Source organism: Nocardia brasiliensis IFM 10847 (assembly GCF_000710915.1).
Taxonomy (GTDB): domain Bacteria; phylum Actinomycetota; class Actinomycetes; order Mycobacteriales; family Mycobacteriaceae; genus Nocardia; species Nocardia brasiliensis_A.
In genome coordinates, this window is record NZ_BAUA01000148.1 from 1 (window position 1) to 25923 (window position 25923).

A 25923-nucleotide genomic window follows, 5' to 3' on the forward strand; every position below is an offset into this window, starting at 1 on the left:
AGAGCACGCCGACCTCGAGCGAGGCGCGGGTGCCGTAGAGCACGCGGGACAGGATGTCGCGGCCGAGATCGTCAGTGCCCAAGGCGAATCCGACGGTGCCGGGCTGCTGGAACGGGGTCGAGAAGTGCACCTCGGCGGGCGAGTACGGGGCGAGCAGCGGCGCGAACACGCCGACGAAGATCACGATCAGCAGCAGCACCGCCCCGACCATGCCGAGCGGGTTGCCCCACAGCTGGCGCAGCACGCGCCCGCGCACCGCGGTCAGCGGCGGTGTCGCCACGGCGGGCGCGGGCCCGGTGTCGGTGACGGTGGGGCGGGGTTCGGTGACTGTCATTGCGCCCTCCCGGACACTCGAACGCGGGGGTCGATCACCGTGTACAGCACGTCGACCAGCAGATTGATCACGATGTAGGCGGCGGCGATGACCAGCACGACCGCCTGGATCACCGGGTAGTCGCGGGTGAACACCGAGTCGAGGGTGAGCTTGCCCATGCCGGGCAGGCTGAAGATGCGTTCGGTGACCACCGCGCCCGCGATGAGTCCGCCGAGCTGCAAGCCGACGATGGTGGTCACCACGATCAGGCTGTTGCGCAGACCGAAGCGGAAGATCACCGCGCCGCGGCCCAGGCCCTTGGCTCGCGCCGTACGCACGAAGTCGGCGGTGAGCGTCTCCACCATGGACGAGCGGGTCTGGCGCTGCACCACCGCCGCGTGCGCGAGGCCCAGGATCAGCGCGGGCAGGGTCAAGAAGTAGATGCCGCGCAGCGGATGTTCCAGTGGGGACACGTATCCCGAGGCCGGGAACCAGTTCAGCTGCACCGAGAGGTACAGCACGGCGAGGATGCCGACCCAGAAGGTGGGCACCGACAGCGCGACCAGGGAGAAGCCGTTGGCGGCCCACTCCGGCCAGCGCCCGCGATACACCGCGGCGATCACGCCGCCGATCACGCCGGCCAGCACCGCGATGAGCATCGCGTAGACGGCCAGCTGGAAGGTCACCGGCAGGGTGGTGCCGATCATGTCGCGCACCGGGGTGCCGGTGCGGATCGAGCGTCCGAAATCACCGGTGGCCGAATGCTTCACGAACTCGATGTATTGCACGAACACCGATTTGTCCAAGCCGAGATCGGCGCGAACCGCGGCGATGGCCTCCGGATTGGCGTCCTCGCCCGCCATCGTGGTGGCCGGGTCGCCGGGCAGCGCCCGCACGCCGGCGAAGACCACCATCGAGGCGAGCACCAGCGTGACGGCGGACTGCCATAGCCGATGGAACACATACTGCAGCATGGGTTTTCAGCCCTTCCGATCAGCGACGTATGCGGCCTTGCCAAGCCGCACCGTGCCGTCGGCGTATACCTCGATGCCGGTCACCCAGGTCGAGTGCACGGTGAGGTTACGCAGACGGTAGGTGTAGATATAGGGGTTCTCCCGCTGGATGAGCCGTACCGCCTGCTCGTACAGCGCGCCGCGTTGCGCGGCGCTGGTGCTGTGCGCGGCCCAGCCGAGCAGATCGTCCAGGGTCGAGGAGTTGAATCCGCTGTAGTTACCGGACGAACCGGTGGTCAGGAAGCGAGAAGTGTTGCCGTCCGGGTCGAGTCGGCCCGACCAGCCGAGATAGAGGATCTCGTAGGTGCCCTTCTTCTGGGCGTCCAGCATGCTGGAGTATTCGGCGGGCACGAGTTTGAGGTCGAAGCCGCCCTCCGCGACGACCTTCCGCATCTCCTGTGCGTACTCGAGCTGATCGGCGACGTTCATCACCTGCATCGTCACCGGATACGGAATCTGCACGCCCGCTTCGGCGAGCAGCTCCCGCGAACGCTGCGGATCGAAGGTCGGGCATACCGTGCTCGCCTTGGTGGCGTAGGAGGTGCGCGGCGCGATCGGGGTACACGCGGGCTCGTACCAGTTGTGGAAGGCCTTGTCGACCAGCGCTTCCCGGTCGATGCTCAGCGAAAGCGCCTGCCGCACCTTGGCATCGCGCGCGATCGGGGTGTTGATCTGTTTGACCGGCTTGCCCGCGCCGTCGACATTGCCGATGTTGATGTAGAGCCCTTGGAAACCGAACGATCCCGATTGCAGCACCCGCAACTGCGGCATCTTCGACAGGGCGTCGATATCGTCGGGCGACATCGTGTCGGCGACTTGGATGTCACCGGCGCGCAGGCTCTGCGCGCGCATCTTGGCATCCGGCATGATCCGGTAGGTGATGCTGTCGAAGTGCACGTTCTTCGCGTCGTAGTACAGCGGGTCGCGGGTGACGGCGATCGAAGTCTGCGGTACCCGCTTGACGAACTTGAACGGCCCGACGCACACCGGGTTGTCACCGAAGTTGTTGCCCGCCTCCTTCAGCGCGGTGGGCGACATGATCATGCCCGCGCGGTCGGCGAGCGCGGCGGTGATCGGCGCGAACGGCTGGTGATACCGGATCACCACGTGCGAGGAGTCCTCGGTGTCGATCTCGCTGATCGGGCCCATCTCACCGGTGCGCTGCGAACCCGGCATCGTGAGGTGGCGCTCCAGGCTGGTCTTCACCGCCGCAGCGTTGAACGGTGTGCCGTCGGCGAATTCGATGCCGGTGCGCACCGGAATGGTCACCGACAATCCGTCCGGGGAGATGGTCGGCAGCGCGGTCGCCAACTGCGGCACCAGATTTCCGGAAGAATCGTTGTCGTAGAGCTTCTCGCAGATCGTGCTCATCACGTAGCGCATGTAGAGCGAGCTGGACGTGGTGGGATCGAGCTTGTCCGGATCGTTCGACAGACCCATGATGAGGTCGCCACCCTCGCGGACCGGCTGCGAGCCGACCGGCGTGCCGTAATCGTCGACGTGCGTGACGGTCGGGGTGACGGGTTGCGGCGATGCACAGGACGCGAGCGCGACGGCTACCACGCCGAGGATCGCCATCCGTGTGAAGCGAGCGAGCATGCGCTACAAGATACTTCACCTTGTTGCACTTTTCTCACCCTCTATTCCTTTTTGTACATTGTTCTCATTATGGTCATCGGATGAAATCGGCCGAGCCGAAAAGAATGGTACGGAAAACAGCGATCCGGCGTTTGCCGGACCGCTATTCCTGAAACAGGTGAAGCTAGCGTCCCCCGATTCGACTGTTCAGCTTTTCCCGCCCGCGACGAAGGCGGCCTTGCCCAGCCGCACCACGCCGTCCTGGTACGCCTCGATGCCCGTCACCTGCTTCGAATGCACCGTCAGCACGCGGATGCGGTAGGTGTAGACGTACGGGTTGTCCTGCTGGATCAGCGCGGTCGTCTTGCCGTACAGCTCGGCGCGCTGCGCGGGATCGGTACTGCGCGCGGCCTTTCCGAACAACTCGTCCAGCTCGGGATTGCTGTATCCGGCGTAATTGCCGTTCGAGCCGGTGGTGAGGAATTTCGTGATGTTCGCGTCCGGGTCGAGCCGGCCCGACCAACCCAGGTACAGGATCTCGTAGGTACCGCGCTTCTGGACGTCGAGCAGGGTCGCGTATTCGGTGGGCACGATCTTCAGATCGAATCCGCCCTCGGCCAGGCTCGCCTGCCAGGCCTGCGCATAGCGCAGCTGATCCGGGGTGTTGGTGACCTGCATGGTCACCGTGTACGGCAGCTGCACGCCGGCCTCGGTCAGCAGCTGCTTGGCCCGCGCCGGATCGTAGGCAGGGCAGGCGATCCCGGCCTCGGTCGCGTAGGTGCTGCCCGGCACGATGCCCGAGCAGGCCGGTTCGAACCAGTTGTTGAAGACGGTGTCCACCAGCGTCTTCCGGTCGGTGGCCAGCGAGAATGCCTGCCGGATCCGCGGATCCTTCGCGATCGGGGTCTCGATCTGCTTGGTCGGCTTACCCACACCGTCGACGTTGCCGATATTGATGTAGGCGCCGTAGAAACCGAGCGAACCCGATTGCAGCAGCCGCAGATCCGGGTCCTTGGCCAGCGCGTCCACATCTTGCGGCGAGATCGTGTCGGCGACCTGGATATCGCCCGAACGCAGGTTCGCCGCACGAATATTGGCGTCGGTGATGATCCGGTAGGTGACCTTGTCCAGGCGCACCTTCTTCGCGTCGTAGTACAGCGGGTCGCGGACCACCTCGATGGAGGTCTGCGGCACCCGCTTCACGAACTTGAACGGCCCGACGCAGACCGGGTGATCGGCGAAGTTCTTGCCCTCGTCCTTGGCCAGCGCGGCGGGCGACATGATCATGCCCGCGCGGTCGGCCAGCGCCGCGGTGAACGGCGCGAACGGCTTCTTGAACTTGACCACCACGTGCGCCGGATCGGCCACCTCGATGGCCGCGATCGGCCCCATTTCGCTGGCTCGCTGCGAGGTTTTCATCGTCTGGTGCCGCTGCAGGCTGGTCTGCACGGCGGCGGCGTCGAACGGTGTGCCGTCGGCGAATTGGATGCCGGTGCGCACCGGGATGGTGACGGTGAGGCCGTCCTCGGAGATGGTCGGCAGCGCGGTCGCCAGCTGCGGCACCAGCTTGCCGGCCGAGTCGTTGTCGTAGAGCTTCTCGCAGATCGAGCTCATGACATAGCGGGTGTAGAGGGAACTGGAGGTGGTCGGGTCGAGCTTGTCGGGTTCGTTGGACAGGCCCATCACCAGGGCACCGCCGTCGCGGACCTGCTGCGTACCCACGGGCGTGCCGAAATCGTCTGTATGCGTTGCGGTTCCAGCGGGGTGCTGTACCGGTGCGCAGGAAGCGAGCGCGGCGGCGGTGACGCCGAGCACGATCATCCGTGTGAAGCGAGCGAGCATGCGCTACAAGATACTTCAATACGCCGAATTTTTCGCACCCACCATTCCTTTTCGTACATTGTTCTCCCGGCGGTAGCGGCGGGAAACCGTGCGGGCGAAAGAATGGCACGAAAAATAGCGGTCCGGCTGTGCCGGACCGCTATTTTCATGACGTGTTGAGTTATCGGCCCGCGGCGTAGCCCTGCATGCCGCGCGGATTGGCGCCCGCGGAAAGGACCCCGGCCTCGGGATCGCGGGCCACCGCGCACAACCGGCCCTCCGACCACGGCGGTCCCACGTTGACCTGATGACCGCGACGTTCCAGGTCGGCGATCACCTCCGGGTCCATCCGCGACTCGACGAACACCGCGCCTGGGCTCATCGCGCGGGGATAGAACGACCCGGGGAAGCTTTCCTGATGCCAGTTCGGCGCGTCGATCGCGCCCTGCAGATCCAGCCCGCCGCGCACGCGCTCACGCAGCACGACCGACAGGAAGAAATGCACGCTCCACTGATCCTGCTGATCGCCGCCCGGCGTACCGAACGCCATCACGGCTTCCCCGTCGCGCAACGCCATCGAGGGGCTGAGCGTGGTACGCGGACGACGGCCCGGCTGCAGCGAATTCGGTAGTCCCGGCTCCAGCCAGGACATCTGTAGTCGGGTGCCGAGCGGAAAACCCAGTTCGGGCACAACGGGATTGGACTGCAACCAGCCACCGCTCGGGGTCGCCGCGATCATGTTGCCCCAGCGGTCGACGATATCGACCTGACAGGTGTCGCCCTTGGTGGCGCCGGTGGTAGCGACCGTCGGTTCGCCCGCGCCGAGCGGAACCTCGGTCGCGCCAACGGAATTCGTCTGGACATAGCCGCTGAGTCGGGGCCGCAGGCCGTCCGGGCTGCCGGGACGCAGCTCGAAGGAGGCCTGCGGCCCGATCAGCGCACTGCGTTGTGCGTTGTACCAAGGAGAAAGCAGTGTCGACATCGACACCTGTGCGCTGTCCCCGTACCACGCCTCTCGATCGGCCATCGCCAGTTTCGAGCCTTCGATGAGAGTGTGGTAGTACTCCGGCGTGCCGTAGTCGAGCCGGTTCGGCAGCAATGCCAACTGCTGCAGGAACACCGGACCCTGGCTCCACAGTCCCGGCTTGGCCACGGTCCAGCCATTCCAGGTGTAGGTCACCGGATTCTCGTACGACGCAGTGAAGTTCGCGAGGTCGTCACCGGTCAGGGTGCCGACGTGCCGCTCGCCCGAGGTGTCCATGGTCGGGCGGTCGCTGGCCGCGACCAAGGCCTCCGCGATGAATCCCTCGCGCCAGATCTTGCGCGCGGCCTCGATCTGGCCTTCCCGGTCGCTGCTCGCCGCCTCGGCCTCGGCGATCAGGCGGCGCCAGGTGGCGGCCAGCACCGGGTTGCGCAGCAATGCGCCCGCGGCGGGCGGTTTGCCGTCGCGCAGGTAGAGCTCGGCGGAGGTGGTCCACTCGTTCTCGAACAGTTCGGCGACCGTCGAGACGGTCTCGCCGACCCGCTCGACCGCCGGGTGGCCGCGCTCGGCGTTCCAGATCGCGAACGACAGCACCTCGGACAGCCGCTTGGTGCCGTGGTCGCGCAGCAGCAGCATCCAGGCGTCGAACGCGCCGGGCACGGCGGCGGCCAGCGGGCCGGTGCCAGGCACCAGATCGAGACCGAGAGCGTTGTAGCGCGCGATCGTCGCGGCGGCGGGCGCCGGGCCCTGACCGCAGAGCACCCGCGGCGGCAGACCGGCGGGCGCGAGGATGATCGGCACCTCACCGGCCGGGCCGTTCAGATGCGGCTCGACCACATGCAACACGAAACCCGCGGCGACCGCGGCGTCGAAAGCGTTGCCGTCGTCCTCGAGCACCGCCATGGCGGCGGCGGAGGCGAGCCAGTGGGTGGACGACACCATCCCGAAGGTGCCCTGCAGGGTCGGTCGCGTGGTGAACACCTGATGAGTATCACCCGACGATCTTGGTTACGTCCAAGACATCTATTGCACCAAACCGATAGCCTATGGTTATGGAACGCCAGCAGCTCGAGTACTTCGTCGCGATCGTCGAGCACGGTGGATTCACGCACGCCGCACGGGCACTACGGGTAGCCCAGCCGTCGCTGTCGCGGGCCATCGGCAAGCTCGAGCGCGAGCTGGAAGTACCGCTGTTCCACCGGGTCGGCCGCAACGCCGTGCTGAGCAACGCGGGCCAGCTGATGGTCGACCGCGCGCGGCAGGTGCTGCGTGATCTGGACGCGCTGCGCGCCGCCGCCCAGGCCGTCGGCGCTGGTGTCGTCGGCCGGGTGGATGTGGCGGCCACCTCATCCTCGACTTTGGAGCCGGTGATCGGCACCATAGCCGCGCTGCGCGAGCATCACCCCGGGGTGACGGTCGGAACCTGGTCCGCGCTGTCCGCCGCCGAGGTGGTCGCCATGGTGTTGCGCGGACGCTGCGAGGCGGGCGTGTGCGGCAGCGCGGAACGACCCGCCGGACAGGGTTTGGTGGCCCATCACCTGCGCGACGAACAGTTCCTGCTCGTCGCGCCGCCGGGCACCGAGATCGGCACGGACGGCACCGTGGCGCCGAAAGATCTGCGCGGCATGAGCTTCGTGCTGCCGCCGCCGGCCACCGCGGTCCGCGCCCGTTTCGACCGGTTGGCCGCGACCGTCGGCGATCTGCGCATCGCCGCCGAGGTGAGCGATCGCAGCGTGGTGCTGCCGATGGTGCTGCGCGGGATCGGCGCCGGACTCATGCCCGACGGGTGGCACGACCTGGCCTGCCGGGCCGGCGCCGCGGTCTACCGTTTCTCCCCGCCCGAACAGCTGCCCCAGTGGCTGGTCTACCGCAGCGGCCCGCTCACCGCGGCAGCCCAAGCCTTCGTCGAGACCACCCTCACCCAAGCCGCGGCCGTGCGGTCCCCCACCGAATCGCCCGCCTGAGCCCGTCCCGCCGCCGGCAGTTCAGACGCGCGCATAAGTTGGCGTCCCGCGCACGTTTCTTTCGCCGGACACGCGCGCGGGACGGTGAAACGTGCGCGGCAGGTGTCTAGCCCGAGTTGCGCAGCGCGGTGGCCAGGCCGTTCATGGTCAGCAGGATGCCACGCTTCACCAACTCGGAGTCGTCGCCGGCGCGGAGCCTGCGCAGCAGCTGGACCTGCATCTGGTTCAGCGGCTCCAGGTACGGGAAGCGGTTGTGGATCGATTCGGCCAGCGACGGGTTGTCCGCGAGCAGGTGGTCGTTGCCGGTGACCGCGGCGTGCATGCGGATGGTCCGGGCGTGCTCGTCCTTGATCATCCCGAAGATCTGCTCGCGCAACGCGACATCGTCCACCAGTTCGGCGTAGCGGGCCGCGATGTCGAGATCGCTCTTGGCCAGCACCTGCGCCAGATTCGACAGCACGGTGCGGAAGAACGGCCAGCGCTCGTACAGGTCGGTGAGGCTCGCGAGGCGCTCGGGATCGTCACCGATCCATTCCTCCAGCGCGGTGCCGGTGCCGTACCAGCCGGGCAGCATCACCCTGGCCTGGCTCCAGGACATCACCCACGGGATGGCGCGCAGATCCGCGACCGAGTTCGTCGGCTTGCGCGAGGCGGGTCTGCTGCCGATGTTCAGATCGCCGACCTCGGCGACCGGAGTGGACTGGCGGAAGTATTCGACGAATCCCGGGGTCTCGTGCACCAGCCGGGCGTAGGCGGCCCGGGCGCGCTCGGCGAGTTCGTCCATGAGTTCGTAGGAGGGCTCCGCGTCCGGGCCGAGGCCTTCCACGTCGAGCAGCGTCGATTCCAGCGTGCCCGCGATCAACGACTCCAGGTTGCGGTGTGCCGCACCGGGTTCGGCGTATTTGGCCGCGATCACCTCACCCTGCTCGGTGAGCCGCAGTGCACCGCGCACCGCGCCGGCGGGCTGGGCGAGGATGGCGTCGTAGCTGCGGCCGCCGCCGCGGCCCACCGTGCCGCCGCGACCGTGGAAGAGCCGCAACCGGATACCGAACTTGCGCGCCACCTCCACCAGCTCGAGTTCGGCCCGGTACAGCGCCCAGTTGGCGGCCAGATACCCGCCGTCCTTGTTGGAATCGGAGTAGCCGAGCATCACCTCCTGGCGCATCCCGCGCGCGGCGACCAGGTCGCGGTACACCGGAACATCCAGCGCCGCAGACAGTGTCGCCGCCCCGGCACCGAGGTCCTCGATCGTCTCGAACAGCGGGACGATGCCCACCGAACAGCTCGGCGGCCCGTCGGGCTCGCCCGGATCGAGCAGTCCGCCCTCCTTCAGCAGCAGCGCCGCCTCCAGCATGTCGCTGACCGAGGTGCACATGCTGATGATGTAGTTGGGCACCGCCTCGGCACCGAAGGTACTCACCACATCCCGTGCGGCACAGACGATATCGATTTCCTTGCGGGCCAGCTCGCTGAGCCTGGCATGCGGACCCAGCAGCGGGCGCCTGGTCCGCAGCTCCGCGGCCAGTAGTTCCACCCGGTCGGGTTCGGACAGGCTGGCATAGTCGGCGTGCACCCCGGCCCAGGCCAGCAGCTCGGCCACCACCTGCTCGTGGATCTCCGAGTTCTGCCGCATGTCCAGCCCTTGCAGGTGGAAACCGAAGGTCTCGATCGCATGCCGCAGCGCGGCCAGCCGGTGGTCGGCGAGCAGGTCGTCACCGCTGGCCCGCAGCGAGGCGTCGATGGCATCGAGATCGTCCAGCACGTCCTGCGGGGCGCGATACGGCTCGGCGCCGACATCGAGACCGTCCGGCGGTACCTCCCCGAGCGCCTGCACCGCCGTGGCGGTCAATCGTCCCCGGATACGGTGCAGCGCACGACGATACGGTTCGTCGGCGTGCGTGGCAGGTTCCGGATAACCCGCCTCGGCCAAGGCGGCGACCGCCGGCGTCACCGGCACCAGCCGCGCCGAGAGCGCCAGCACCTTCTCCAGCTCGACCAGGTCGCGCAGGTAGCGCGAGAACGCCACCGTGGCCGCCTGCTGCCCGGCCTGGCGCACCACATCGGCGGTGACGAAAGGGTTTCCGTCCCGGTCGCCGCCGATCCATGAGCCCGGCCGCAGGATCGGGCGCGGGAGCAGTTCCACCCCGGGCCAGCGGGACCGCAGCGCCGCCCGCACCTCGGCGTTGATCGCGGGGATCACGTCGAACAGGGTGATGTCGTAGTAGCGCAGGCCCACCGAGATCTCGTCCTGAATCCGCAAGCGGGCCAACCTGATCAGCGCGGTGCGCCACAGGCTGAGCACCTGGCGGCGGATCTGCTGTTCGAAATCGGCACGCTGCCGCTCGGTTTCGGTGTAGCGCTGCCGCAGCCGCATCAGCTCGGTGATCCTGGTCTGCGCGTCGAAGACGGTGCGGCGGCGGGTCTCGGTGGGGTGCGCGGTGATCACCGGCGACACCAGCGCGTCGGCCAGCAGATCGGCCACCTCGGCACCGTCGAGCGCCGCGGCATCGAGCTTGCGATAGGTGGCGGCCAGCGACGAATCCTGCGGCGGTTCACCGGCCGCCTCGTGCGCGGTGCGGCGCCGATCGCGCTGGATGTCCTCGGCCAGATTGGCCAGCAGCACGAAATAGCTGAACGCGCGGATCAGCGGGAGCGCGACCGCGATGTCGACGCCGTCGAGCATCTCCGCGACCGCGCTGCGGTCGACCTCGGCGCGCCGCACCCGGAACGCCTCGATCCGCACCCGCTCGATCAGGTCGAACACCTCGGGGCCCTCGTGATCACGGATGGTGTCACCGAGGACGCCGCCGAGAAACCGGATATCGTCGCGCAGCGGCCGGATCGCGTCCTGCTGTGCCTCGCTCGTCGATTCGCCCATGATCAAACAGTATTGCCGCAGCCGCGACGGTGGTATGCGACGGATCCCACACCCGATCCCCCGCCGTCGCCGTCCCGCGAGGGGGGCGGCCCGGTCGGCCCCCGAGACACCAAGGGGGCCACCGAGTTTCGCAGCTATCCGGCCAGGACCTGGGAGAACCGCAGATTGTTGCCCCACGGGTCGCGGAAACCGCAGTCCCGCATCCCGTACGGCTGGGTGATCGGGTCCTGGGTGACCTCGACGCCCGCGTCCCGCAGCCGGGCGAAGGTCTCGTCGACCGCCTCGGTGGTGAAGATCAACATGCCCGCCGCACCGTTGGCGAGCCGGGCCTGCATCGCGTCCCGGGCAGCCGGATCCGGGTTCATCGACGGCACCTCGAGCAGGAATTCCAGGCCCGGCTGGCCGGCGGGGCCGACCGTGAGCCAGCGGCCGCCGGGGAACGGCAGATCCTGGCGCAGCTCGAGTCCGAGCACGTCGCGATAGAACTCCAGCGCCTTGTCCTGATCGCCGACCAGCAGCGCGACGTGGGTGAGTGCGAGATCTTTGCCGTTGCTCATCTGTGTGTTCTCCTCGATAGGTGGGTCGAGTGTACTGACGGCGGGGCCGTGCCGAATTCATCGAAGCGCACAGTGTCGTCGATCACCACCGATCCGGACGGGCCGCGGAACCGAATAAGCAGCTGTAATGACCCGTGCAGCCCAGGAGGCCTGTGATGCGTAAGTTCGCCGTTGCCGTCGTCATCGGTGTGGTCGTCGTCGCCATCGGACTGTTCGTCAGCGGTGGACCGGCCCTGGCCGGCGCCGAATAGGCCGCTACCGCTTCGGCCAATACCAAGGCGGTTGATCCAGGCGGCCTTGGCCCGCGATGGTGGTCGCGCCGTGCTCTTTGACCAGCTCCACGGTGTGCGGATCGGCGGCGCCACGCGCCAAGGCCCGCACCAGCGGCTGCGCGTGCGTGACCACCACGACCTGCGTCTGCTCGGCGACCGTGGCGATGAGTTCGGCCAGTGGGTCGAGCAATTCGGGATGCAGGCTGGTCTCGGGCTCGTTCAGCACCAGCAGTTCCGGTGGGCGTGGGCTCAGCAGCGCCGCGACCAAGAGCAGATAGCGCAGTGTGCCGTCGGAGAGTTCGGCGCCGGCCAGCGGACGGACGAGTCCGCGCTGGTGCAGCGCCAGCTCGAATCGCCCGTCCCGGTCGCTGATGGCGATCCTGCTCCCCGGAAACGCGCGGTCCACGGCGCGCGCCAACCCGTCGGCGTCGCCGATCTCGCGGATGGTCTGCAGTGCCGCCGCGAGGTCGGCGCCGTCGTGGGCGAGCACGGTGGTCCTGGTGCCGACCTGCGGCGTGCGGGCGGGCGCGGCCGCGTCGGTGCGCAGGTGGTCGTAGAAACGCCAGGACCGGATCCGTTCGCGCAGCACCAGCAGATCCGGCGCCCGCTGCGGATCCGCCAGTTCGCTGAGCATGCTGTCGAACGGCTGCAGGGTATGCGGCACCATGGCCCACCCGCCGTCGTCGTCGCGCAGTTGCGTCACCGGGCCGCCGCGCTGCGCCAACAGCGTCGACGGCCGTAGTACCGGCCCCGCCCAGACCGCTTCCGCCTTGATCTCCGGGTCGAGGTTGAACATCGAGGTGCCGTCGGGCGCCGGCGTGCCCAGTTCGGCCGCGTAGCCGAAGTCCGCCCCCGCGAAGCCGACCCGCACCCCGGCCGTATCCGGTTTGCTCGTGCTGTCCCCGCCCTGCCCGGCCCACAGCGTCGAGGCCACCCCGCCTTCTTTGGCCAGCGCGGCGATCGCCCCGTTCCTGGCGAAGTCCGCCAGCAGCCGCAACGTGCGGTACAGGCTCGACTTGCCGCTGCCGTTGGCCCCCGTCACCACGTTCAGCCGCCCCAGCGGCATGATCACCTGCCGCAGCGACCGGTAGTTCTCGATAGCCAGGGTCTGCAACATGCCCCCAGGCTAACGATGCGCTACGACAGCCGACCGGCTACAACTCCCGGATCACCCGGGCCGGGTTACCGGCGGCGAACACCCGTGACGGCAGGTCCCTGGTGACCACGCTGCCCGCGCCGACCACCGTCTCGTCGCCCACCGTGACGCCCGGACACACGATCACGCCGCCACCGAACCACACATTGTTCCCGATCCGGATCGGCGCCGCCGATTCCCAACGCTGCCTGCGCAATTCGTGATCTGTCAGCGGGTGCAACGCGGTCAGCAACTGGCATCGCGGCCCGATCGACACATCGTCGCCGATGCTGATCGGCGCGCAATCCAGCAGGATCGCATCGTAATTCAGGAAGCTGTTCGCCCCGATCTCGATGAGATACCCGTAGTCGCACTGGAACCGGGGCATGATCCACGACCCCTCCCCCAGCTTGCCGAGCAGTTCGTGCAAGAGCGTGTCGCGCCTGGCGGTCTCCTCCGCGCCGGTGCGATTGAACTCGTCACACAACCCCTGCGCGCGCCGCCGCTCGGCGACCAACTCTGGATCGCTGTCCCGGTACAACTCCCCGCGGAGCATCCGCTCCTTCTCCACACCCACCCGCCCCACCGTAGCGAACGCCGCGGAAGGCGGTGCGTGTGGTCAGAAGGGGCGCGAGATGGTGCCGGAGTGCGGACCAAGCGACAGATAGGTTGGGTTCACAGACCGTCCGCACGGTTCACAGGGGTTGTAACCCCTGTGAACCGTGCGGACGGTCTGTGAACCCCGCACCACAACGGGCGGGAATCAGGCGGGCATGCCCTGGACGGACAGCCGGTGGAACAGGACCTGTTCCAGCAGGGCGACCAGCACCTCTTTGACCGACTCGCGGTCGCGCGCATCGCATTCCAGCACCGGGATCCAGTCCTCGAGCTCGAGCGCCTCGCGCACCTCGGCGAGGTCGAAGTGGGTGCCGTTGTCGAAACGGTTGACCACCACCACGAACGGAGTCTGCTTCTCCTCGAAGTAGTCCAGCACCGGGTAGCAGTCGTCGACTCGTCCGGTGTCGACCACGATGACCGCGCCGAGCGCGCCGTCGACCAGGTCGTCCCACAGGAAGACGAAGCGATCCTGCCCCGGGGTGCCGAACAGGTAGAGAATCAGGGAGCGGTCCAACGTGATTCGGCCGAAGTCGAGCGCGACCGTGGTCTGGGTCTTGTCCGCGCGCCGGCCCGGATCGTCCACGCCGACCGACACCTCGGTCATCGCGGCCTCGGTGACCAGCGGCTCGATCTCGGAGATCGCCCCGATGAAAGTTGTCTTACCGACGCCGAATCCACCGCTGATCACGATTTTCACCGACGACGGCATAGTTGGACCCGACGGCGGCGGGGGGCTCACGTCAGAGTGCCCGTACAAGATCTCTGATCCTCTCGATGGCAGCGGTGGACAGTTGATCGGACTCGCGCACCGTGACGTAGCCCGCGGCGGCGAGGTCGCTCACGACGACCTTCGCGACACCGACCGGAACACGCAGCGCGGTACCGATCTCTGCGATGGAGTGCGGCTGCTGGCACAGCTGCACCACGGTGCGCTGCTCGAATTGCAAGGGGGCCGACAGCGCCGAAGGCGGTGCCTGCACCAGTGTTTCGATCCGCAGACCGTCTACCAACGGCGTCGTGCGCCCCGCCGTGACGACAAAGGGACGCACGAACTGTTCATCACTGTCGACAACTTCTTCAGCCGGAGCGGGCTGGCCGGGTCGATCCGGATCGAACCATCCGAACATTCGGTTCATCGGGATCATCCGCGGGTCCGGCAACCGCGGCCGGTCAGGATCTCTCATCTTCGTAACGTCTCTCGCAACTCGGAAATCAACGCCGGATCAAGGAGCGACCCGGCGCGTTCGGCAAGCACAGCCATTTCGTAGCCGACCAGACCGATATCGCAGTTGCCGTCGGCGATGACGCCGAGGCAGCTGCCGTCACCCATGGCCGAGACGAGCAGGAACCCGCGCTTCATCTCGATCATGATCAGTTTGAGCCCGTCGAACGAATAACTGCGCGAAGCGCTCTTGGCGAGGCTGGCCAGGCCGGACACCATGGCGGCGAGCCGGTCGGCCGAGGTGCGGTCCAGACCGTCGGACATCGCGATGAGCAGACCATCCGAGGACACCGCCACGGTGTCGCGCACACCGTCGGTCTCCCGAACGAAGTTGGCGAGCATCCAGTTGAATGTGTGCGGGTCGGCGCTCGGTAAATGGGTGGTCACCGGTTCTCCTCTGCGATGGACGGGGCGGACGGCGCCGGATCCTCGGCGCGGGTGTCATGGTCGCGCGCACCGACATACGGCCGCGTCGTAGACGGCGCGGGCGGGGCGCCGCGCTCGTGACCGGCCCGGAACGACGACAACATGTTTCGGGTCTCCTCGGGCGAGCGCTCGGTGACCGGCGCATGATCGTGGCGTGGCGGGGTGCCGCCCGCGTCCCGCCGCGGCTCGGTTCCCGGTGCCGTGCCCGCGGAGCGAGACTTCTTGTTGCGCTTGACAAGTCCGTTGCGCGTGGTGCGCGGAACCGGCCCGGTCGGTGGCGCAACAGATGTTACCGGGGCCTCCACCGGCGCGTCCCCGGATTCGAAGATCCGCCACATGGTTCCGGTGTCGGTGGCCGTCTCCGGCGCGAATTCCGGTTGCGGAGAAACGAAATGGGAATACGCGGAGGTCGGTCCGGACGGCACCGCGGGCATGTTGGTGCTCGTGTCGTACCGCACGGGCTCGTGCCGGCCGGTCCGCTCGGTGGGCAGTTCGTCACCGTAATGCGCGGAGTCCGCCGGATACCGATGCTCGCTCGGCGGGCGGCCCGTGCCGTTCTGCTGCGGGGCGGACGAGACGTTCGGCAGGGCGTGCGCCGGGCCGGGCAGGCTCGGCGTCCGCGAGTTCGGGGCCGAATTGCCCTGCAGCGCAGGGCCGTTGTGCAAGGGATCGAGCTCCGGGGTGGCCGCCGCGTGCAGCTCCGCGTCCGAACCCCAGGACGGTTCGACGCCGGTGCCGGAGATCTTGCCGCGCACGCCCGCGCGCTGATCTTGTTCCTGCGCAAGGATTTCCAGTGGCAAGGCAAGCCGCGCGACGATACCGCTGACCGGCGAGACGTTGAGTTCGACCGCGATGCCGAGGCGTTCGGCCAGGCGGCCGACCACGTAGTGGCCGAGGTACCTGGTCGGCGCGACGATGAAGTCCTGCTCGCCGCGCAGCCTCGCATTGGACTGCGCCAGCTGGTCGGCGGGCATCCCGATACCGTGGTCGACCACGGCCAGCAGGTAGCCCTGCGGCACCCGGCGCCCGTAGATCTCGACCTCGAGATCCGGTGGGGAGAAGGCGAGCCCGTTCTCGATCAGCTCGGCGAGCATATGCGCCAGCTCGCTCACCACGGACCCGGCGATGAGCACATCGTCCACCCGGCGCAGCACCACGCGGCGGTAGTCGTCGACCTCGGACAGGCCGGCGCGGATGACGTCGCTCAGCGCGATCGGCTGCGCCCACCGGCGCGGGCTGGCCTCGCCGACGAGCACCAGCAGGCTTTCGGCGTTGCGGCGCATGCGGGTGGCCAGGTGGTCCAGCTCGAACAGGTTGGACAGACCCTTCGGGTCGAGTTCCTCGCGCTCGAACTCGCTGATCAGGGCGAGTTGGCGGCGCACCAGGTTCTGATTGCGCCGGGCCAGGTTGGCCATCGACTCGGTGGTGTTGCGGCGCACCAGCGCCTGCTGCGAGGCGAGCTCGAAGGCGGTGGTCTGCACCCGGTCGAGGGCGCCGGCCACGGCCGCGATCTCGATACTGGAGCCGGCCGGAACCTGCACTGCGGCAGGCGCTTCCGGACGCCCCTCTTCGGTGTGCGACCACGCGTCGATGACCTGGGGCAGGCGGCGCGAGGCCACGTCGTCGGCCTCACCGGCCAGCGCGGCGAGCGGGCGCACGATGGCGCGCACCGAGGTGATCACCAGCACGATCATCGCGACGATGGCGATGGCCGCGCCGACGAGGAAGCCGATCAGGTTGAGCAACGCGGCGCCGCGCAGGTCGTCGGCGCGGGCCTGCACGTCCGCGCCCACCGCCTGCTGCACATTGCCCTGGTCCTCGAGCGCCCCGGACATCTGGGTCCACCAGGCCATCGGGTCGACCTCGCGGACCAGCGGTCCGTCGCTGGAGGCGATCGCGATGTTCTCGGCCTGTTCGGCCTTGGTGGCGTTGTCGCTCAGCAGCGCGGCGTCCAGTTTGGCCTGCTGGCCTTTGGTCGCGTAGCGGGAGAAGGCGGCCAAGCCGTTCAACTTGCTCGACCGGATCTCCATGAACTGCACATATTCCCCGCCGTTGAACCGGCCGGCGACGAAGACGCCGTTGAGGAAGCCGCGCTCCTTGTCGAGCTCGGCCTTGGCCTCACCCAGCGCGTACAGCGCCTGCAGACCGCGCTGGATCTGCGGGTCACGCGCCTGGTCCAGGCCGAGGGCCAGGCGGTTCAGCGCGGCGACGGCGTCGGTATAGAACTGGAACACCACCTGCCTGCTGACCCGGCGCGTGTCGATCTGCACGCGGGTGTTCGCCAGCAGGTTCAGCTGACCGAGCGCGGCGCGCACCTGATCGGCGCCGGGCGCGTCGCCCGAGGCGGCCTCGGTCAACTGGCTGAGCGTGGCGTCGACCTTGCCGCGCTGGTCGAGCAGCGGCTGCTGCAGGCGGTTCTCGCCGCCGAGCAGACCGTTGCTGAGCCCGAGTTCGCGCTGGATCTGATTGGTCAGGTCCTGGACGCTCAGCGCCAACTCGACGGACTTCACCGTGTCGTTGGCTTCGCGGTAGTCCGAAATCTGGCCGTAGACGGTGACACCGAGCAACGCGAGCACCAATATCAGCGACAGCGCGAGAATTCGGGACAGCTGACCGCCGATCGTGCGCGGCCGGACGATTCCCGACATTCTGCTGTTCGCCGACGGATTCTCGCCAGAGGCAACCGCAGGTTGGAAATCCGGTGTGTCCCCGGGCTTTTGTTGCCGTAGACGTAGACGCACCAACCTGCTACTCCTCCGAAAAGCCAGCCGTGACAGCTCCACGACGAGCGCACGGAAAGTCTCCGAGCAAAATCCCATATGCCCGGTGCCGCGTCAACTCGAGGACGCGCCGACCCGGGCTTTGTTCATACTTTTCAACCGCAGCGCACCCGAGGGCTACCAACTGGCCAGTTTGTGGCCACCCCGAAGCGACCCCGCCGACATACGGTGCTGGTCAGGACATTCGGCCGCACCTGCGGCGAACATCGCACCGTCGAGCCCGAAAACCATGTCGGCACGACCGCTCGAAGCCCTTGGGGAACGGGCTGATTCGATCGTGCCGACGCACCTGTCCGCGGCTCGGGAAAGCGATCCGCCAACCGACAGCAACTGTTCAGCTAGTTAGTGCCGGAGTTTCAGTTCAGCTTACAAACCATATACTTCGTTATGCTTCGCCGAGGATGGCGAGCACCTCGTCGGACCGGAAGAACGGCTCGAGCCGCTCGCGAATCAACTTGGCCAGCACGCCGTTTCGTTTCGCGCCCTCGATGACCGCAGGACCATAGCGCAGGATCTCGGTGGCGATGTCCTCGCCGGAAAGACCGAGTTCGGGCAGCATCGCGGCGAGGGTGTAGTCACCGTACTTGGTGAAGAACACCTCGACGCACTCGTCCACGAGCAGCCCGAAGTATTCCTTTTCCCTTGTGGTGACGGCGATTTCGTAGCAGATCAGGACCAGCTCGTTGAGATCTTTCTGGCTCAGGTAATCGCGCAGCCCGCTCACCGGCTCGTCGGCGTGCAGGTCCCAGAACTCCATCGCGGCGTCGTGTACGGGTGCGTCGCGCAACATTTCGCGGATCGCGTTGTTGGTGCGCTTGAGGGCGAACATCGCGCCCTTGCCCGCCATGTCGCCGATGAACGTGCTCTCGGTGGCCTTCTTGGCGGTCTTGGCCGCCGACTGCCCCATGGAGATCAGCGAGGAGACGCCGGGAATCTTGCCCGCGAGCTGCCGGTTGGCCTCCATGAAATCGGAGATCAGCTTGTCGACGAACTTCGACGCGACCGTGGCGACCAGCGGAGATTCGGTGAGTCGATCCAGGATGCGCTCTTGGGCCTGGTGCATCCCGAAGATCTTCTCCAGCAGCGCCTCGACCGGCTCACGATCGACGACCTGCCCCAGGGTGTAGTCGTTGTTGTTCGCGATGTGGTCGTAGATCGAATCCGCGAAGACCCCGACCATGTCGGCGATCACCGGGCTGCCACCGATCAGATCGATGATGGTGGCGACGGTCGCCTTGGCCTGCTCGACCTCGACGATATCGCGGAAGATCAAGGTGTCTGCGACACTCAGCACCGATTCGACGTCGCGGGCCACCACCTCGGCGAAACGGTCGCCACTGACCTCGGCGAGCACGAATTCCACCTGGGCATCGAGTAGCCGTTCCGAAATTTTACGCGGCTCGCTCATCCGGGTTCCACCCATCACAGTCGTAGTACGGTGCGCCCGGCCAGATTACGGCCCCTATGTTTCGGTGTCGTTGCCGCGCAACGACTTCCGAATCTGGTCCAGGCGCTCACGCGCGGCTTTCTCGCGCGCGTCCCATTGTTCGTCGGCGCTGCGGCCCGCCGGGGTCTGCTGGTCCAGCTCGCCCATCCCCTGCGCGGTGCCGAAGCGCTGCTCGACTTTATCGCGAACTGACCCCCAAGTAGGGACACCCGAGGAGGAATATCCACCCGTCTCAGTCGGTGCGGTGATACCGGTCGGCGGTACCGGTACCGCGGGTACCGGCGAGGTGCCCGCCACCTGGTCGGATACGTCGCGAATGGTGGGCGCGTCATGCACCGGCAGCGTGGGCGTGGCAGGAGTCACATCGGGCAGAGGCGGCGAATCGCCCGCACCGACGAGCCCGAGCAGCGCCGCGTGCACCACCTCGAAGCCGGGGCGTTCCGCGGTCGCGACCAGCAGCACGCCGATCAGCTCCCGATCGGGCAACGCCGTCAGCCGGGCCAGGATCTCGCTGTTGTCAGTCATATCGCCAGGCTACGCAGCGCCGAATGCCGAGCGGTCGGGTCGCGGCCCTGTCAGGACCGCAAGACCGCTCGCGCCCAATCCCGGACCAGTTCGAACCACACGCGCCCGCCCACCAGAATCAGGTCGTTGTGTCCCGCGCCCGGGAACACTTTCAGCTGCTTGGGCTCGCGGGCCGCGGCATAGAGACGTTGGGCGTGCCGCAGCGGCAGGAGTTCGTCCTGGTCACCGTGCATGATCAGCACCGGAACGCGCAGCGTGCGGATGCGTCGTTCACTCGGATACGCGTCGGGGATCAGCGGGCGCGGCAGGAACGGATAGATCGAGCGGGCGGCGTCGCGCATGCCGGAGAAAGTCGACATCAACATGAGCCCGGCGGGCGGATATGCCTGCGCGAGTTCGAGCATCACCCCGCCGCCCAAGGATTTACCCAGGTAGAGTACGCGATTCGGGTCGACACCCGGCTGTTCGAGCAGCACCCGGCGCGCGGCGCGGGCGTCCTGATAGGTGCCGTGCTCGGTCGGCCGCCCGGTGCTGCGGCCGTATCCGCGGTAGTCGAACGTGAGCACGTCGAACCCCGCCTCGACGAGCAGCGCGAACAGCGCCACCCGATCCCCCACGTTGCCCCCGTTCCCGTGCGCGAACAGGATGTGCCCCACCGAATTCGGCGCGGGCAGCCACCACCCGTGCAGCGTCTCGCCGTCCGCGGTGGCGATCGAGAGATCGGTGTACGTCATGCCGAGGATCGCCGGTGTCTGCAAGATCTGCCGCTCCGGCAGATACGCCAACGCATTCAAGATCGAACTGGCCGGATGTCGCATGTCTAGTTCTTACCGTTCGCTACCGGCCGCCGGCCACCCGGGCCGCCCGGTAGCCGGACCGGCGCCGATGCGCTCGCGGGCGGGGATCTTGGTTTGCCGGGCGCGGATCGGGTAACCCGTGGGAGGTTTTGCTCATCGAGGAAGGGAAAAGGTCAATGCGGAGAACTGTTCTCGTGGTAGCTACGCTCGTCACCTCGCTCGCTGGCTTTACCGCCGCCGGACCGGCAGGTGCGGTCGACGACACCCAGACGTGCACGGCGGTGCGCGAGATGGCTACCGAGTTGAACAGCGGGATCAACGGGGCCAAGAGCAAGGACGCCGGGGCTGCGGATGAGGTGCGCAGCGTATTCTCCACCGCCGCGAGCAAATTGGAGAGCACGCGCGATCTAGCCGACGACGGCCCGGTGAAGACCGCGATCGACCCTGCCGTCGCGCAGATGCGCCGGGTGGCCACGGCCTCGGACACGGAGCTGGGCGCCGTGCTCCAGGATCAGGCCTTCCACGACGCCATGTCCGGGCTGGACAAGGCCTGCGGCATCTGACGCCGACCCACGACAGGCCCGCAAGCGCGCGCTTGCGGGCCTGTCGTCGTATGCGGATCAGCCGCGCAGCACCGCGCCCACCGCGTCCGCCGCGGCGGCGACCGCGGCGTCGCGGGCGGCGCTCGCCTCGTCCTCGGTGAGCGTGCGGTCGGTGGCACGGAAACGCAGGGCGTAGGTGAGCGACTTACGCCCCTCACCCGCCTGAGCGCCCTCGTAGACGTCGAACAGCGCGATGTCTTCGAGCAGTTCGCCGCCGCCGCTACGCAGCGCGGACTCCACCGAGGCGGCCGGGGTGGCCTTCTCGACGCTCACCGACACGTCCTGCAGCACCGCGGGGAACGGGGAGATCGTCGGCGCCGGGCGCTGTTCGCGCAGGGGCAGGGCGTCGAGGTCCAGCTCGACGGCACACGTGCGCGGTGGCAGACCGGAACGTTCCAGCACCGCCGGGTGCAGTTCACCGGCATGGCCGACGACCACACCGTCCACTACCAGCTCGGCACAGCGACCCGGATGCCACGGCAGGTGCGCGGCGGTGCGGCGCTCGATCGTGACGCCCGCCGCGTCGGCCACCGCATCGGCGAGCGCGAACGCGTCGGCGGCCTCGGCCGGCCGGCCCGGCCCCCACGGCCCGCGCGGCTCGCGGCGACCCGTGAGCACGGCGGCGACATGCACCGGTTGCGCGGGCAACGAGTCGATCAGCTCGGCGATCTGCTCGTCGCTGGGGCGGCGATCGACCGGCAGCGCCTCGACCGGACGCACGTTGTCGCCGGGCAGCACCACCTGGGCGATCCCATAGATGGCGAGGTCGCGCGCGCCGCGAGAGATGTTGCGGGCAGCCACTTCCAGCAGGCCGGGCAGCAGCGTGGTGGCCAACTCGGCACGCTCGACATCGAGCGGATTCAGCACCCGGGTGGTCGCCCGGCGCGGATCGTCGGCGTCGAGCCCCCAGGTGTCGAACACACCGGCGGCCAGGAACACCGGCGCGGGTACCTCGACCGCGCCCGCGAAGGCCAGCGCCCGGCTCACCGCACGGCGGCGGCGCTGGGTCGCGGTGAAACCACGCCCGGCGGGCGCGGTGGGCAGCACCGACGGGATCTGCTCGAGCCCCTCCAGCCGCAGCACCTCCTCCACCAGGTCGGCGGGCTGGGCCAGGTCGGGCCGCCAGCTCGGCGGGGTGACCACCAGCTGGCCGTGCCCGGTGGACTCGTCCACGCCGACCTCGACCGTGCAGCCGATCTGGGCGAGCCGGCGCGCGGAGGTGCCGGTCGGGTAGACCACCCCGGCGACGCGGTCGGCCAGATCGATGTCCATCCGGATCGGCGCGGCGGCGGGCACCGGGACCCGCACGTCGGTGAGCGCGGATTCGACGGTGCCACCGGCGATTTCGGCGAGCAGCGTGGCAGCCCGATCGAGCGCGGCGACGTTGATCTCCGGATCGACCACCCGCTCGTAGCGCTTGCCGGCCTCGGAGGACAGCTTGTGCCGGCGCGAGGTCCGGTAGACCAGCAGCGGATTCCAGGTGGCGGCTTCCAGCACGATATCGGTGGTCTCGGCGCCGACCTCGGTGCTCGCCCCGCCCATCACGCCGGCCAGCGAGACGACGCCGGAATCGTCGGCGATCACCACGTCCTCGGCGTCGAGGGTGCGCTCCACCTCGTCGAGGGTGCGCAGCGTCTCCCCCTTGTTCGCGGCCCGAACCACCAAGCCGCCGTTCAGCTTTGCGCCGTCGAAGGCGTGCAGCGGCTGACCGAGTTCCAGCATCACATAGTTGGTGACGTCGACCGCGGGCGAGATCGGGCGCACGCCCGCGAGCAGCAGTCTGCGCTGTAACCACCAGGGGCTCACCGCCTTCGGGTCGATGCCGGTGACCCGGCGGACCGCGAAGCGAGTGCACTTCGACTCGGGTTCGAGCCGGACCGGCCAGGCGTCCGCCTCGTCGTCGGGCAGGGTACGCACGGCCGGGTCGGCGTAGTCGAGATCGAAGCCGCAGGCCAGTTCCCTGGCCAGGCCGCGCACCGAGAAGCAGTAGCCACGGTCGGGGGTGATGTTGAGTTCGATCACCGTATCGTCCAGTCCCAGCAGCACATTCGCGTCGGTGCCCGGCTCGGCGGTGCCCGGCTCGAGCACCAGGATGCCGGCGTGATCCTTGCCGATGCCGAGTTCGGCGACCGAGCAGATCATGCCGTTGGACACGTGCCCGTAGGTCTTACGCGAGGAGATCGCGAACCCGCCGGGCAGCACACCACCCGGCAGCACCACGACGACCAGGTCACCGACGGCGAAGTTGGTTGCGCCGCAGACGATCTCCTGCAGGTCCGGGTTGCCGACATCGACCTTGCAGAACCGGATCGGCTTCTTGAACTCGGTGAGTTCGGTGATCTCGGCGACGCGGCCGACGACCAGCGGCTTGTCGATGTCGCCGGTGACGGGCCGGAGCTGGTCGAGCTCCTCGACCTCCAGCCCGACCCGGACGAAGCCCGCGTCGAGTTCCTCCGGCGTCACCGACCAGTCGGGGACGGTGCGCTGGATGATGTCGGTCAGCCAGGACTGCGCTACTCGCACTTGAGGTTTCGCTCTCTCGATCGAAGGGGCCGGAAAAGACGGTGGGGGCTCAGGACCGCACGCCGAACGGCAGCGTGAAGCGCACGTCGCCCTCGACGATGTCGCGCATGTCCGGGATGCCGTTGCGGAACTGCAACGTGCGCTCCAGGCCCATGCCGAACGCGAACCCGCTGTACACCTCGGGATCGATCCCGCTGGCGATCAGCACCTTCGGGTTCACCATGCCGCAGCCGCCCCACTCGACCCAGCCCGCGCCGCCCTTCTTGTCCGGGAACCAGACGTCGACCTCGGCGGAGGGCTCGGTGAACGGAAAGTAGTTGGGCCGCATCCGGGTCCGGGTGTCCGGGCCGAACAGCGCCCTGGCGAACGCGTCCAGGGTGCCGCGCAGGTGCGCCATGGTCAGGCCCTTGTCCACCGCCAGCCCCTCCACCTGGGAGAAGACCGGGGTGTGCGTGGCGTCGAGCTCGTCGGTGCGGAAGGTGCGGCCGGGGCACACCACATAGATCGGCAGTTCACGTGCCAGCATCGAGCGCACCTGGACCGGCGAGGTGTGCGTGCGCAGCACCTGGCGCGACCCCTCGGGGGCGATGTGGAAGGTGTCCTGCATGGTGCGGGCCGGGTGGTCGGGCAGGAAGTTGAGCGCGTCGAAGTTGAAGTGCTCGGTCTCCACTTCGGGCCCCTCGGCGATCTCCCAGCCCATCGCGACGAACACGTCCGCGATCTGCTCGGAGATGACGGTGATCGGGTGCCGGGCGCCGACCGGCTGCCGGGTGGCGGGCAGCGTCACGTCGATCGCCTCGGCCACCAGCACCGCGGCGTCCCGCTCGGCGAGCAGGGTCGCGCGGCGCGCTTCGAACGCCTCGGAGACGCGGGCCCTGGCCACATTGACGCGCTTACCCGCGTCGGCCTTCTCGGCTTTCGGAATGCTGCCCAGTGCGCGTTGTGCCAGCGCCAGCGGCGCCTTGCCGCCGAGATGCTCGGTTTTCGCGACCGCGAGCGCATCCAGGTCGGCGGCAGCGGCGAACGCCTTCTCGGCGGCCGCCGCCGCAGCGGCCAGTGCCTCCTCGGTCAGCGTCGCGTTCTGCTCGACTGCGTCGTTGTCGTCGGCCACGATGGTTCGACTCTCCCCTGGGGATCGGTTCGCGAGTACGGCTCATTCCCTACCCACATTGCTGCTGGTGGAATCCTATTGGATGCGTCTGTTCCGATTCACGCGGATTCCCCGCTACCGCCGCGAACGCCGTTCTTCCTGGTCCGCAGCACCCGGCAGCCGCGCAGGGCGAAAGGGGCGAGCCGCTTCCCCCGTGTGGCAACGCACACGGGGGAAGCGGCTCCCAGGGATCCGGCGTTCAGCGCACTGGGGTGATGCGGGCGGGCAGGAGGGCGGAGAAGAGCGCGCCCGCGGCCACGATGGCCGCGCCCACCCAGACCGCCGGGATGAGCCCGTCGACGTAGGCCTGCGGGCTGAGATATGAACCGTGCGAAGCGAAGACGGACGCGAGCACCGCGATGCCGATGGCGATGCCGACTTCGCGCAGCGTGCTGTTGGTCCCCGAGGCGATCGCCCGGTCGTCCGGGCCGGCACTGGCCATCACCACTGTCGCGCTCGGCGCGAAGGTCAGGCCCATCCCGATTCCGCCGAGCAGGAACGGCGCGATGAAGGCCGGGTATGCGACGTCGACGCTGGAGATCGCGGCCAGCCACACCAGCGACCCGGCCAGAAGCACCTGACCGGCGGTCAGCAGGGTGCGCGCACCGACCCGGTCGACGATCAGACCCGTGAGCGGGGCGACCACCATGGGCGCCATCGTCCAGGGCATGGTGCGAATGCCCGATTCCAGCGGACTGTAGCCCTGCACCACCTGGAAGTACTGGACGAGCAGGAAGATCGAGCCGAAAACGCCCGCGGAGAAGGCGAAACTCGTCGCGTTGCTCAGCCCGTAGGCGCGCGAGCCGAACAGGTGCAGCGGAATCATCGGTTCGGGCGTACGCAGTTCCCACACCACCAACGCGGCGAGCAGCACCGCGCCGCCGATCAGCCCGCCGAGCACCGTCACAGAGGTCCAGCCGTCGTCGGAGCCGTGGATCACGCCCCAGACGATCGCGAGCACACCACCCGCCGAGAGCAGCAGCCCGACCGGATCCAGCCGCCTGGCGCCGCCGAACGACTCCCCGAGTACGCGCGCCGCGAACGGCAGCACTAGCAGACCGATCGGTACGTTGAGCCAGAAGATCCACTGCCACGACAGTCCTTCCACCACGGCGCCGCCGACCAGCGGGCCGAGCGCGACGCCGAGTCCCGTGATCCCACCCCAGATGCCGATGGCCGCATTGCGCAGGCGTTCCGGCACCGCCGCGGTGAGCAGCGTCAGCGACAGCGGCATCACGCCGGCCGCGCCGAATCCTTGAATCGCCCTGGCGGCGATCAGCATCCACGGTTCGGTCGCCAGCGCACACAGCGCGGACGCGA

At 68.2% G+C, this 25923-nt stretch carries 20 protein-coding genes and 1 pseudogene; 2 read left to right on the top strand and 19 right to left on the bottom strand.

Going from position 1 to position 25923, the window contains the following annotated elements; genetic code table 11:
• The 5 genes and pseudogenes from NBRGI_RS28140 to NBRGI_RS28160 form a co-directional block, all read right to left on the bottom strand.
• Positions 1 to 334: pseudogene (locus NBRGI_RS28140) on the bottom strand (ABC transporter permease); the annotation flags it as partial.
• Complete coding sequence (locus NBRGI_RS28145; RefSeq protein WP_029900225.1) at positions 331 to 1287, bottom strand: ABC transporter permease; 957 nt, start codon at positions 1285 to 1287, stop codon at positions 331 to 333. The pseudogene NBRGI_RS28140 and the gene NBRGI_RS28145, both read right to left, overlap by 4 nt.
• A gap of 6 nt (positions 1288 to 1293) precedes the next feature.
• Positions 1294 to 2925, bottom strand: a complete 1632-nt coding sequence (locus NBRGI_RS28150; RefSeq protein ID WP_029900226.1) for an ABC transporter substrate-binding protein — start codon at positions 2923 to 2925, stop codon at positions 1294 to 1296.
• A gap of 186 nt (positions 2926 to 3111) precedes the next feature.
• Positions 3112 to 4746 (bottom strand): ABC transporter substrate-binding protein, encoded by a 1635-nt coding sequence (locus NBRGI_RS28155; protein ID WP_029900227.1) that lies wholly within the window; start codon positions 4744 to 4746, stop codon positions 3112 to 3114.
• Between the two features lie 160 nt (positions 4747 to 4906).
• Positions 4907 to 6688: a gamma-glutamyltransferase family protein gene (locus tag NBRGI_RS28160; RefSeq protein ID WP_029900228.1), complete on the bottom strand. Its 1782-nt coding sequence runs from the start codon at positions 6686 to 6688 to the stop codon at positions 4907 to 4909.
• 71 nt (positions 6689 to 6759) lie between these two features.
• Here NBRGI_RS28160 and NBRGI_RS28165 point away from each other — a divergent pair, with 71 nt between their 5' ends.
• Positions 6760 to 7671 (top strand): LysR family transcriptional regulator, encoded by a 912-nt coding sequence (locus tag NBRGI_RS28165; RefSeq protein ID WP_029900229.1) that lies wholly within the window; start codon positions 6760 to 6762, stop codon positions 7669 to 7671.
• 106 nt (positions 7672 to 7777) lie between these two features.
• Here NBRGI_RS28165 and ppc read toward each other — a convergent pair whose 3' ends face one another.
• From ppc to NBRGI_RS28225, 11 genes are all read right to left on the bottom strand, one after another.
• Positions 7778 to 10549, bottom strand: coding sequence for a phosphoenolpyruvate carboxylase (gene ppc, locus NBRGI_RS28170; protein WP_029900230.1), 2772 nt, complete (start codon positions 10547 to 10549; stop codon positions 7778 to 7780).
• Positions 10550 to 10683: 134 nt separating this feature from the next.
• Positions 10684 to 11106, bottom strand: coding sequence for a VOC family protein (locus NBRGI_RS28175; protein WP_029900231.1), 423 nt, complete (start codon positions 11104 to 11106; stop codon positions 10684 to 10686).
• 255 nt (positions 11107 to 11361) lie between these two features.
• Positions 11362 to 12495, bottom strand: coding sequence for an AAA family ATPase (locus NBRGI_RS28185; protein WP_029900232.1), 1134 nt, complete (start codon positions 12493 to 12495; stop codon positions 11362 to 11364).
• Between the two features lie 37 nt (positions 12496 to 12532).
• Complete coding sequence (locus tag NBRGI_RS28190) at positions 12533 to 13069, bottom strand: sugar O-acetyltransferase (protein ID WP_200882233.1); 537 nt, start codon at positions 13067 to 13069, stop codon at positions 12533 to 12535.
• Positions 13070 to 13276: 207 nt separating this feature from the next.
• Positions 13277 to 13840, bottom strand: coding sequence for a GTP-binding protein (locus NBRGI_RS28195; RefSeq protein WP_014983448.1), 564 nt, complete (start codon positions 13838 to 13840; stop codon positions 13277 to 13279).
• Between the two features lie 31 nt (positions 13841 to 13871).
• Positions 13872 to 14276: a DUF742 domain-containing protein gene (locus tag NBRGI_RS28200; protein WP_014983447.1), complete on the bottom strand. Its 405-nt coding sequence runs from the start codon at positions 14274 to 14276 to the stop codon at positions 13872 to 13874.
• Positions 14277 to 14311: 35 nt separating this feature from the next.
• Positions 14312 to 14740 carry a roadblock/LC7 domain-containing protein gene (locus NBRGI_RS28205; protein WP_014983446.1) on the bottom strand — a complete coding sequence of 143 codons (429 nt, stop codon included), beginning with the start codon at positions 14738 to 14740 and terminating at the stop codon, positions 14312 to 14314.
• The gene (locus tag NBRGI_RS44330; RefSeq protein ID WP_029900235.1) at positions 14737 to 17427 is read right to left on the bottom strand and encodes a sensor histidine kinase; all 2691 of its coding nucleotides are present in this window, start codon (positions 17425 to 17427) and stop codon (positions 14737 to 14739) included. The genes NBRGI_RS28205 and NBRGI_RS44330 overlap by 4 nt, the downstream gene beginning before the upstream one ends.
• Positions 17428 to 17944: 517 nt before the next feature.
• Positions 17945 to 18967, bottom strand: a complete 1023-nt coding sequence (locus tag NBRGI_RS28215) for a hypothetical protein (RefSeq protein WP_029900236.1) — start codon at positions 18965 to 18967, stop codon at positions 17945 to 17947.
• A gap of 54 nt (positions 18968 to 19021) precedes the next feature.
• Positions 19022 to 19531, bottom strand: coding sequence for a hypothetical protein (locus tag NBRGI_RS44335; protein WP_029900237.1), 510 nt, complete (start codon positions 19529 to 19531; stop codon positions 19022 to 19024).
• Positions 19532 to 19581: 50 nt separating this feature from the next.
• Entirely contained in the window at positions 19582 to 20349 is a 768-nt protein-coding gene (locus NBRGI_RS28225; protein WP_029900238.1) for an alpha/beta hydrolase, read from the bottom strand.
• A 269-nt stretch (positions 20350 to 20618) separates the two neighbouring features.
• Here NBRGI_RS28225 and NBRGI_RS28230 point away from each other — a divergent pair, with 269 nt between their 5' ends.
• Positions 20619 to 20891 carry a hypothetical protein gene (locus NBRGI_RS28230; protein ID WP_148310973.1) on the top strand — a complete coding sequence of 91 codons (273 nt, stop codon included), beginning with the start codon at positions 20619 to 20621 and terminating at the stop codon, positions 20889 to 20891.
• Between the two features lie 57 nt (positions 20892 to 20948).
• Here NBRGI_RS28230 and pheT read toward each other — a convergent pair whose 3' ends face one another.
• From pheT to NBRGI_RS28245, 3 genes are all read right to left on the bottom strand, one after another.
• Positions 20949 to 23453, bottom strand: coding sequence for a phenylalanine--tRNA ligase subunit beta (pheT, locus tag NBRGI_RS28235; protein WP_029900240.1), 2505 nt, complete (start codon positions 23451 to 23453; stop codon positions 20949 to 20951).
• A 49-nt stretch (positions 23454 to 23502) separates the two neighbouring features.
• Positions 23503 to 24564 carry a phenylalanine--tRNA ligase subunit alpha gene (pheS, locus tag NBRGI_RS28240; RefSeq protein WP_029900241.1) on the bottom strand — a complete coding sequence of 354 codons (1062 nt, stop codon included), beginning with the start codon at positions 24562 to 24564 and terminating at the stop codon, positions 23503 to 23505.
• A 238-nt stretch (positions 24565 to 24802) separates the two neighbouring features.
• Positions 24803 to 25923 (bottom strand): MFS transporter (locus NBRGI_RS28245; protein ID WP_029900242.1); only part of this gene is annotated, 1121 nt, incomplete at its 5' end.

What these genes read in the sequence shown, in the direction of transcription:
- NBRGI_RS28145 (WP_029900225.1), bottom strand. Translation starts at nt 1,287, where the DNA reads ATGCTGCAGTATGTGTTCCATCGGCTATGGCAGTCCGCCGTCACGCTG.
- NBRGI_RS28150 (WP_029900226.1), bottom strand. Translation starts at nt 2,925, where the DNA reads ATGCTCGCTCGCTTCACACGGATGGCGATCCTCGGCGTGGTAGCCGTC.
- NBRGI_RS28155 (WP_029900227.1), bottom strand. Translation starts at nt 4,746, where the DNA reads ATGCTCGCTCGCTTCACACGGATGATCGTGCTCGGCGTCACCGCCGCC.
- NBRGI_RS28165 (WP_029900229.1), top strand. Translation starts at nt 6,760, where the DNA reads ATGGAACGCCAGCAGCTCGAGTACTTCGTCGCGATCGTCGAGCACGGT.
- ppc (WP_029900230.1), bottom strand. Translation starts at nt 10,549, where the DNA reads ATGGGCGAATCGACGAGCGAGGCACAGCAGGACGCGATCCGGCCGCTG.
- NBRGI_RS28175 (WP_029900231.1), bottom strand. Translation starts at nt 11,106, where the DNA reads ATGAGCAACGGCAAAGATCTCGCACTCACCCACGTCGCGCTGCTGGTC.
- NBRGI_RS28185 (WP_029900232.1), bottom strand. Translation starts at nt 12,495, where the DNA reads ATGTTGCAGACCCTGGCTATCGAGAACTACCGGTCGCTGCGGCAGGTG.
- NBRGI_RS28190 (WP_200882233.1), bottom strand. Translation starts at nt 13,069, where the DNA reads ATGCTCCGCGGGGAGTTGTACCGGGACAGCGATCCAGAGTTGGTCGCC.
- NBRGI_RS28195 (WP_014983448.1), bottom strand. Translation starts at nt 13,840, where the DNA reads ATGCCGTCGTCGGTGAAAATCGTGATCAGCGGTGGATTCGGCGTCGGT.
- NBRGI_RS28200 (WP_014983447.1), bottom strand. Translation starts at nt 14,276, where the DNA reads ATGATCCCGATGAACCGAATGTTCGGATGGTTCGATCCGGATCGACCC.
- NBRGI_RS44330 (WP_029900235.1), bottom strand. Translation starts at nt 17,427, where the DNA reads ATGTCGGGAATCGTCCGGCCGCGCACGATCGGCGGTCAGCTGTCCCGA.
- NBRGI_RS28215 (WP_029900236.1), bottom strand. Translation starts at nt 18,967, where the DNA reads ATGAGCGAGCCGCGTAAAATTTCGGAACGGCTACTCGATGCCCAGGTG.
- NBRGI_RS44335 (WP_029900237.1), bottom strand. Translation starts at nt 19,531, where the DNA reads ATGACTGACAACAGCGAGATCCTGGCCCGGCTGACGGCGTTGCCCGAT.
- NBRGI_RS28225 (WP_029900238.1), bottom strand. Translation starts at nt 20,349, where the DNA reads ATGCGACATCCGGCCAGTTCGATCTTGAATGCGTTGGCGTATCTGCCG.
- NBRGI_RS28230 (WP_148310973.1), top strand. Translation starts at nt 20,619, where the DNA reads ATGGCTACCGAGTTGAACAGCGGGATCAACGGGGCCAAGAGCAAGGAC.